The organism is Nocardioides sp. zg-1230 (genome assembly GCF_013155335.1).
In the GTDB taxonomy this organism is placed as follows: domain Bacteria; phylum Actinomycetota; class Actinomycetes; order Propionibacteriales; family Nocardioidaceae; genus Nocardioides.
In genome coordinates this window covers 196371-205348 of record NZ_JABJQZ010000009.1, presented here as the reverse complement: position 1 = coordinate 205348, position 8978 = coordinate 196371, and the positions used below count along the sequence as shown (strand labels likewise).

At 69.0% G+C, this 8978-nt stretch carries 5 protein-coding genes; 2 read left to right on the top strand and 3 right to left on the bottom strand.

All coding sequences use genetic code 11. The features are described from left to right. Positions 1-521 precede the first annotated feature (521 nt). From HOO61_RS23630 to HOO61_RS23620, 3 genes are read right to left on the bottom strand one after another with little or no spacing between them, the layout of a single operon-like run. Positions 522-3659, bottom strand: coding sequence for a hypothetical protein (locus HOO61_RS23630; protein WP_172262426.1), 3138 nt, complete (start codon positions 3657-3659; stop codon positions 522-524). A 1-nt stretch (position 3660) separates the two neighbouring features. Beyond that, positions 3661-5628, bottom strand: coding sequence for a serine protease (locus tag HOO61_RS23625; RefSeq protein ID WP_172262424.1), 1968 nt, complete (start codon positions 5626-5628; stop codon positions 3661-3663). 1 nt (position 5629) lies between these two features. Next, a complete protein-coding gene (locus tag HOO61_RS23620; protein ID WP_172262422.1) occupies positions 5630-6001 on the bottom strand; it encodes a CU044_2847 family protein in 372 nt (123 codons plus the stop codon). A 560-nt stretch (positions 6002-6561) separates the two neighbouring features. On the opposite strand from HOO61_RS23620, the gene HOO61_RS23615 reads away from it, so the two are divergent. Both HOO61_RS23615 and HOO61_RS23610 read left to right on the top strand, forming a co-directional pair. Beyond that, positions 6562-7824 (top strand): HNH endonuclease signature motif containing protein, encoded by a 1263-nt coding sequence (locus tag HOO61_RS23615; RefSeq protein WP_172262420.1) that lies wholly within the window; start codon positions 6562-6564, stop codon positions 7822-7824. A 197-nt stretch (positions 7825-8021) separates the two neighbouring features. Beyond that, positions 8022-8978 carry an ABC transporter ATP-binding protein gene (locus HOO61_RS23610; RefSeq protein ID WP_172262418.1) on the top strand — a complete coding sequence of 319 codons (957 nt, stop codon included), beginning with the start codon at positions 8022-8024 and terminating at the stop codon, positions 8976-8978.

Sequence of the window (8978 nt, the reverse complement as noted above, 5' to 3'; positions counted from 1 at the left end):
GGCTACGCAACCGCGGAATCGACACCCTGCCCAGCATCAGAACCCAAGACCCGGCAGACTAGACAACACGAACCGGTGGCCTCGTTTTCGAGCGTCGGATCGGCCTCATTTTCGAGCGTTGCCGACAGCCATGAGGCCGCCAGTCCGCACTGTTGCTGCAGTGACGACGGGTGCGGGTTGGCCGGTCTTGAGGATGGGGCGGACCCGTCGTTGCCATCGCAACTTAGGGCCTGGGTGGCCGCCGACAGTCCTCCGGTGATCCGAGGATTTCCTCGGCGTCGCCTCAATGCCTCCGCGAACGCTAGTGGTAAATCCGTAGGTTCATCGAGTCCATCCCCAAGCCAGCAGGAACGTGTCCCTTGAGGGCCGATTCAGGGTATGGGGTTTCGACCAGATCTTCCGCCAGACCTTCTTGGGAAACCGGGCAGGCGGGGATATCGGGCGCGAGCGGCGGCGAGGTGCCACCCTGCCGGTTCGTCCATCACGGGCCGTGAGCTTTAAGCCGTGGGTATGTCCGCAGGTTAGCCGTCGGCCTGCGCTCCCTGGAACCCGTACTCCGCACGCCGTACGACGACCTCGTCCGCAGTCATCAGGAACAACTCGCGCGGTAGCGCGGGGTCGACGGCCAGAGGGACGGCGACGATCCCTGGCACCACCTCTGCCCATCGGACCGACGACGTGTCGCTGGTCGCCAGCGGCGCAGACTCCGTAGCGGTGTAGCGGCCGCTCGGGTCGACCCGACCCGTCTCAAGGACCTCGATGCCGCTCAGCACCCGGTAGCCGTCGGGCTCGAGTTCTTCGTCGGTGGACACGCGGACGCCGGGCATCCCTTCCGTCCGAAACTGTGCTTCGGGGATGTACCGGAGGAAGATCGGGTGTGTCGCCACAGGGTCCTCATGGCCGGCGAACCAGGAAGGTGGCAGCAGCAGCCGAAGTGCAGTCCACTCGCGGAGCCGACCCAACAGTGCGCCTGCCGACTCGGACAGCTGGTCGCGTTCGACGAACGACTCAACCAACCTCATAACGTCGTCGTAGAGTTCGTAGTCGGATTCGGCGGCCAGCCACAGCTGCGAACCGACCTCCTCGGCGCTGTCGCGCTGGATCAATGCCTCGATCGCCTGGTTCGCGTCCGCCTGCCGGCCGTCGCGCAGCGCAGCCACCACGTCCGAGGCAAGCCGCTCGTCAGCATCCCGCTCGGGCGTTGCCTCCGTCTCGCCTGGCGGGCTGGCCAACGGCACTTCCGAGGCCGCGCCCTCCGGGGCGTCGCGCTTGGTGGCCTGTTGTTTCAGGGATTGAAACAGGGTGTCGCTCATCTCATCGAGGGGCTGGTCGGACAAACCAGCCGCGGCTGCCGCCGCATCCCCTCGGGCGAACCGCACCAGTGCGCCGCACATCTCGGTTGCTATCCGTGCGGTTTCATCTACCGGATCTGCCTGGAACCGGCCCACCCTGCCCCAGGGGCTTGGCGGCTCCGGCCATGCGTGGCCGGCCAGGAGGTCGTCAGCGAGCCGGTTCAGGTCCTGCAGGTCGACCAGGGGTACGCCGAAGTGCACGGCCAGGACCCGGATCTGGGGCGCCGTCAGCAGCTCCCATTCCGCCAGCGCACGCCGCGTGGCCGACGTCCTGAGCCAGCTCTCGAACAGGGCCACCGCCTCCTCGCGCCGGCCTTGAAGCAGCCGCGCGGTCGCCAGCACGGACCCTGCATCCTCGGCGCGGTTGTCGAGCCTCTCGCACAGGTCCGCTGCCGCGTCGAAGCGGCCCTGCCATAGGTGGACCGACGCCATCGACGACGCGGCCGACCGCTCGTCGAGCCGACCCGACCAATGACGTTCGAGCGACGCAACCTCCGACATGACCTCCGGCATCCGGCCGGTGAGGAGCAGCGCGGACACGAGTGACTCGGTGGCCCAGGCCCACTCGGGGTCCAACTCCGTGCGCCGCAGCAGGCTGGCGGCCTCGGCGGGGTCCCCGAGCCGGAGGATGCAGTAGGCCCGGACGGCGTCGACCCCCCTCCGTGCCTCCTCGTCATAGCCGTCCAGGGGCTCCAGCGCCCGGATCGCCTTGTCCGGATAGCCCGTGTTGGCATACTTCTCGGCCGCCATCCGGCGCATGCCGGCGTCGTCGCCGAACGTCCTCCTGACGTGGCGGGCGACGTCGAGGGCCAACTCGTGCGCCCTCATCGCGGACAGTGCGTCAGCGAGGGTCAACCATCGGGTCCAGTCCCCCAGGTCGGAGGCCAGGCCCCGGCACGCCGCGAGCAGGGCCGGCCACGTCTCACGATCGGCCCCAGGGTCTAGGTCGTCGAGCAAGGACTGCCGCGCATAGCTCTCCGTTGTGTAGCTCCAAGCCTGGTGCGGCTCGACCGCCCGTCGCGCCTGGGCGGAGGTGAGTAGGGAGAGCGCCCGCCGGAGTCGCGGCTTCGCGATCCGCAACGGAAGTGCCCCCGCACTGACGAGCAGCGAGTCCGCGAGCAGCAGCTGCGCGCCCGTGTGACCCGGCTCTAGGGTGAGGGCCTTCTCGAAGTGCAGGATTCCCAACTCCGGGGCACCGCTCCACAGTCGCTCCGAGCCGGCGTCGACCAGGGCCTGCGCCTGCTGCCCTTCCGCGCCCCGCTGCTCCGCCACCGCAGCCCTAAGTTCCGCAAGGCGCGCCCGCGACGGGTTGTCGGTCCATTCTGCCGTTTCGAAGCCCTGCTCCAGTGCCGTGTCGACGCCCTCGAGGTCGCGTTCGACGAGCGCACGCTCCGCCATCGCGATCCACAGCTCGACCGGCGGCGGATACAGGAGCGCCCGAAGGTGCATCTCAATGTGGGACACGATCGGCACGGTCGCAACGGCTGCCGCCGCGACCTCGGCCGCCAACGACGCCTTCCCTTGGCGCCGCGCCCGCTCGATAAGCTCCACGGCCACGTCGAGATCGGTGTGGTCCTCCACCTCGACCTGGTCCAGCCAGCGCTCGCTCTGCGCTAGGTCGCCCTGGAACCGGTGCCAGCGTGCCGCCAGCGCGACGGCGGTCGTCGACGACCCCTGGTTGAGGGCTCGCCGGAGAAGGTCTGCCGGATCGGTGCTGGGATCGTTCGCCAGCGACAGCCTCGCGAGCAACCCCGCCAAGCGCCCGCTCGTCTCCTCGTTGGGCACGTGACGGCCGCCGAGCTCGAACCCGTCCAGCCCGGCCTCGAGAACCGGCCTGGCGAGGACCCACCGTCCCGAGGCGATCGACTCTTGCGCGAGCCGCATCCGGTCGAGCAGAAGGTGCGCGGTGTCCGGCAAACGCACGTCTGTGACCAGCCGGTCGACAGCGTCCCACCGCTGCCGGCTCGCGGCGTCGTACCAGTCCGAGAGCCAGGTCGCGAGTCCCGTGGCCTGGTTCGCGGCCAGGTCGGCCTCGATGCGCTTGCGCCGGTCGTCCCAGCCCTCCGGCAGCAGATGCAGGAGGCCCGCCAACTGTTCGATCTGGTGGCTAAGCTGGGTCAGCTGGTCGGAGGCCGCATGGAGGGCCCGAATCCTGCGCCGCAACAACTTCTTGGTGATCGCGACGGTATCGGTCGGGTCGACCGCGGTGCCGATCGACTCGATCACCGCGTCCATCCCTGCGTCGACATCGTGCTCGCGGCGCAACCGGTCCTCGGTCGCCTTGATCAGTTCGACGAAGCCCGACATCTCAGTGCTCCCGCTCACTCGCCGACGTCGCGTCGCGGAACTTACCTGCCGATCCCGCCGCCGGGTCGACCAGCCGCAGCCCGGATCGCGGCCCGGTCAGCAGCGTGAACCAGCCGAAGCTGGCCGAATCGTTGAGGAAGCTGTCCTCCGCGACCCTCGCCCTCGCCGTCTGCACCGCCGCCTCGACCGTCGCGCCGTGGCCGAGCTCGTCGTAGAAGGTCTGATTGAACGACGACGCCTGCCGGGGATGGATCGGGACCGGGGTGAACACGACGGCGTTCACTTCACCTCGCAGCGCGGACACGAAGGCGCTTGCCGGGATCGGCACCGGATCGGTGCCCAGCATCGGCAGCAGGAACTGGACCACGAGCAACCGCGCTCCGCTCTGCGCGACCTTGCTGTACAGGTCCTCGAGGTCCCGCCACTCCTCCTCGCCCTCGTCATCGGCCAGGGCGATCTTCGGGCTGCCGTCCTGCATCTCCCCGAATCCGCAGTAGTGGACGACCTCCATGTCGGACAGTCCCTGCTTGGTCTCCTCCCAGTTCTGGATGGTGGTTCGGACCCTGAAGGGGCTGGGCGTGTCGAGGACGAGGGCGTCGAAGACTCCCGGGTTCTGGGTGATCGCCGCCTCGAGGCTACCGGCCAACGCGCCGTGCTTAGGCCACACGACGTCCTTGGACTTCTGAGTGAGGCGCTGCGTGAAGAAGGGCATCTTCGCCTGCCACTCCTCCAGCTGGATGGCTATGCCGAGCACGCCGGCCGGCGCTCGCCCGGGCTCCAGGTCGACCTCGTTGTCGTCGTGGCGAGACGCCACGCGCGCGAATCTCATCCCTGGGTGGGTGGCGACCTGTCGCGGCTCGTCCTCCACCCGGAACGAGACGAACTCCCACGGAACGTCGAAGAGCGGGCTCCCCTCTTCGGCGTCGCCCGGCTCCTCGAACAGCAGGCGCACCAGCAGCTCATCGCTCGCGGCCGCTCCCGTCAGCCGGGCGACCACGGGATCCGGGAGCAGGGCCGCGGCCAGCAGCCGACCGAGCAGCTCGACGTCTGCCGCGTCCCTCACGCGTCGTCGACGTGCCCAGTTGAACAGGGCCTCGGTGATCTCGTTGGTCAGGGCCGCGCCGCTGATCAGATACGGCTCCTCGTCGTCGGAATCGCGCGTGTCGGCGAGCTCGCGGGCAACGGCGGGGCGTCCCACGGCAAGCAGCGCCTGAACGCTCCACTCTCGGACCGTCCCCGCGATGCGGATCTCGACGCGAGACTGCCAGTCCCACTCGTTGCCCAGTTCTCGCCAGGCCTCCGGTCCTAGCGCGTCGCGCCACACCCGGGTTGCCAGCGGGGGGTTATCAAGGTGCTCCTTGACGGTCGCGAGGTGCTCGGAGGCCCGGACTATCGGGATGCCGCCGCCGCCGGAGTCTGTCCCGACCTCGGCGGTGTATTGGACCAGCCCGACGACAGCCCCGCTTTGTGGGTTTAAGATCCCCCCGCCACTCAGGCCGGGCTGGACCTTAGGTCCACCCGCGTGGATGTTGAGCACATGCGGGGTCACCCGATCGGCACCGTAGTGCGCGTTGATCTTGTAGGGGACCTCCTCGAGTCCCGTGGTCCGGTTCAGGTCCTCGCGCGGGAACCCGACGGCGAGGTACTCGATGTTGTCCACGAACGCGCGGTCCAGCGCGACGGCCGGCTGCGGCGGGTCGTCGCCGAGCCAGCTGACCTCCACCACGGCGAGGTCGACGTCGTCGCCGGGCAGGTACTCCTTGACGACACCGGTGCGCTCAGCCGGCCCGGCAATGTGGATTGTCACCTCGGAGCCCTCTGGTGCGGCGACGACGTGCGCGCAGGTCAGGACGAGGTGCTCGTCGATGAAGAACCCGCTGCCGTGCTCGCCGGCGGCGCCGGTGATGGCAACCGTGCACCTCTTCAGCAGCGTGCGTATTGCTCCAAGCGCGTCCTCCGGGATCGGCATGTCACTCGGTCTCGGCCCTCGACCACTCGAACGTCACCTTGATCGTGGCCTCGGCCTTGCCCTTGCCCAAGAGTGCGACGAGCTGTCCCTGTTCCAGAGCGAGGCCGAAGCCGAGCTCGACGGTCGCCTTCTCTGGAGCCGCCCTCTTGACGGCCTCGAGTGTCTCTCGGCCAACCACCTCGATCGATCTCGTGACGTTGGACAGTTTAGCGATGATGTCCTTGTCCGCCACGAGCTGCGGCCCAGCCTGCTCGGCCACGACGGCCATGGTGAGCCCGTCCTCCAGGTCCAAGGTAATGGTGCGTTCCGCCATTGGGATCCCTCCATCCATGCCCACCACGTGACCCGAGAAGGCCTGCAACTCAGCCCTCACGCAGAGATTCTGGGGTCGAGATGAGCCCGAATTGAATGCGCTTCTGCCTAGAGTGCGCCGGTACCTTTGATTTGGGCAATAGCTCGACTGGACCAGCAATGTCGCTGACACTCCTTCGGCGGCCAATGCGCAAAGGGACTTCGTCACGACGCTCGCGCTGCAGCGCACCGGAGGCTCGAGCCATCCGACTTAGACCTATGCCTCGACGTCCTGAGGCTCACCGATCCTCGTACCGTCGTAGTTGACCCGTTCAAAGACAAGGCTGGACCAGTCTGGCCTGAGGGCCTGGCACTTCTGAAAGCGCGCTTGGCCGCCAGAGGAACCCCGGCCGCACGTTCATGGATGCGTTCCGATTGGGTGCTCTACACCCGTGCCAGAGTGGGCGAACCGTCGCCTCCGAGGTAGCCCATTCTGGGCGCAGAGCAGCGCCTTCGCCGCCCGCCATAGCCGTTCGAACTCCGGCCCGTGACCAGACCCCATGAGAGAAGGTCGACGCCTCTCTCCACACCCCGTCCTAACAAGCCGGCCCCACTGTCGTACCCCTCTGGAAGAGTGCGTGCATGACAGCGATCGCACACTTCGATGACCACCAGGTGGTGGCGTTGGCGCGGTGGCTCGAGGCTGACCTCGCGGCGGCGATCGACCGGCCGATGTGGACGATGTCGACCAAGGACGCCGAGGAGGCGCTGCTGTCGCTGACCCGGGTGCGGGGCCAGCTCGACGCGCTCCTGATGCGGGTGCTGCGGCAGGCGGAGGCGGTGGGCGCGGGGATGGACACCGGCGCGACGTCGACGGCCAACTGGTGGTCACAGGCGACGCGCACCACCCGTGCTGAGGCGCACCGGCTGGCGCGGCTGGCGAAGACGCTGGAGGGCCACGACGAGGTGGCCCAGGGGTTGGCGTCCGGCGACTTGCGCACCGACCAGGCGCGCGTGATCGCCGACGCGGTGGACGACCTGCCCGAGGCGGTCGAGGACTGGGTTCCGGCTGCGGCGACGCGGTTCCTGCTCGACAAGGCAGGCGAGCACGACGCGAAGGACCTGCGCGTGCTGGGGCGTCGGGTGCTCGAGGCGGTCGACCCTGAAGCCGCGGACGCCGAGGAGGCGCGTCGTCTCGAGGCCGAGGAGGCCGATGCGCTCGCCGCAGCGTCGTTCTCCATGGTCGACGACGGGCACGGCACGTGCCACGGCCGCTTCACCATCCCGTCGCTCCACGGGGCGATGCTCCTCAAGGACCTCAAGGCCCGCGTCGCTCGAGACCTCAGGAAGGGAAGCGCGGGCGGCCACGGAGACGCGGAGCGCCCGCCGGCGCTGACCCGGCACCGGATGGGCCGGGCGTTCATGGACTACGTCGAGACCCGCCCCGCCGCGTCCACGCCGAAGGCAGGTGGGGTGGCGGCGACGGTCGTCGTGACGATGGACCTCGAGACCCTGCTCGGTGGCCTCAAGGCTGCGTCGCTCGACACCGGCGGCCGCATCAGCGCGGGCGAGGCGCGACGCCTGGCCTGCCAGGCGGGCATCATCCCCGCCGTGCTCGGCGGCCCGAGCATGCCGCTCGACGTCGGCCGCAAGCGCCGCTTCCACACCGAGGCCCAGCGGGTCGCGATGGGGATCCGCGACGGCGGCTGCACGGCCGCCGGCTGCGACGCGCCACCTGCCATGACCGAGGCCCACCACGACGAGGTGTCCTGGGGCGAGGGCGGCGGGACGAGTGTCGAGAAGGGTCGGCTGCTGTGCCCGCCCCACCACCGACGGATCCACGACCCGACGTTCCAGCATTCCCTCGACAAGCACGGCAAGGTCCGTTTCGCCAGGCGGACGTGAGGGATCTCGCGGCCTGCGTGACGACGTGCGTCCTGCGTTGAGGAGCACACCCGCCGCCGCGGCCGACCCCTCGCGGGGGGTGGTGACGACCGTCTCGCGCCGCCCGTAACCTCTCACGACCTCCTGCGTTGACCCCCCTGTAGCAGCCCGGACACGAGCCGGGCTCGACCAGGGAGCCAGACGGCAGGAGGGCGCACATGGGTGTCGAGATCCAGGTCAACGACCTCAGCAAGTCCTTCGGCAAGCAGCTCATCTGGGGCGACGTCACGCTCACCGTCCCGGCGGGCGAGATCTGCGTGATGCTGGGCCCGTCGGGCACCGGCAAGTCGGTGTTCCTCAAGACGCTCATCGGGCTGCTCAAGCCCGACAAGGGCTCGATCATCATCGAGGGCACCGACATCGCGAGCTGCTCCGAGCGAGACCTCTACGAGATCCGCAAGCTCTTCGGGGTGCTGTTCCAGGACGGCGCGATGTTCGGGTCGATGAACCTCTACGACAACGTCGCCTTCCCGCTGCGCGAGCACACGAGGAAGTCCGAGTCCGAGGTCCGCGACATCGTGATGGAGAAGATGGACCTCGTCGGGCTCCTCGGCGCCGAGGACAAGCTGCCCGGCGAGATCTCCGGCGGCATGCGCAAGCGCGCGGGCCTGGCCCGGGCGCTCGTCCTCGACCCCGAGATCGTGCTGTTCGACGAGCCCGACTCCGGTCTCGACCCGGTGCGCACAGCCTTCCTCAACCAGCTGATCGTCGACCTCAACGCGCAGATCGACGCCACCTTCCTGATCGTCACCCACGACATCAACACCGCGCGCACCGTGCCCGACAACATCGGGCTGCTCTACCACCGGCACCTCGCGATGTTCGGCCCGCGCGAGCAGCTGCTGAGCTCGGAGGAGCCGGTCGTACGCCAGTTCCTCAACGCGCAGCGGGTCGGACCGATCGGGATGTCGGAGGAGAAGGACGCCGACGAGCTCGCCGCCGAGGCGGGCCAGGAGCTGCCGCCGCTGCCCCCGATCCCGCTGCAGCTCGACCCGTCCAACGGCATCCCGCGTCGCAGCCAGCGTCCGGCAGGGGAGTGGTGCCGCGAGCACGGAGTGACGCCGCCGCCCGGTTCGTTCGAGTCCAGCAACGCCGGCCTGGCTCCGGGAGCCTGA

Coding starts and splice junctions, on each gene's coding strand:
- HOO61_RS23630 (WP_172262426.1), bottom strand. CDS start 3,659: ATGTCGGGCTTCGTCGAACTGATCAAGGCGACCGAGGACCGGTTGCGC.
- HOO61_RS23625 (WP_172262424.1), bottom strand. CDS start 5,628: ATGCCGATCCCGGAGGACGCGCTTGGAGCAATACGCACGCTGCTGAAG.
- HOO61_RS23615 (WP_172262420.1), top strand. CDS start 6,562: ATGACAGCGATCGCACACTTCGATGACCACCAGGTGGTGGCGTTGGCG.
- HOO61_RS23610 (WP_172262418.1), top strand. CDS start 8,022: ATGGGTGTCGAGATCCAGGTCAACGACCTCAGCAAGTCCTTCGGCAAG.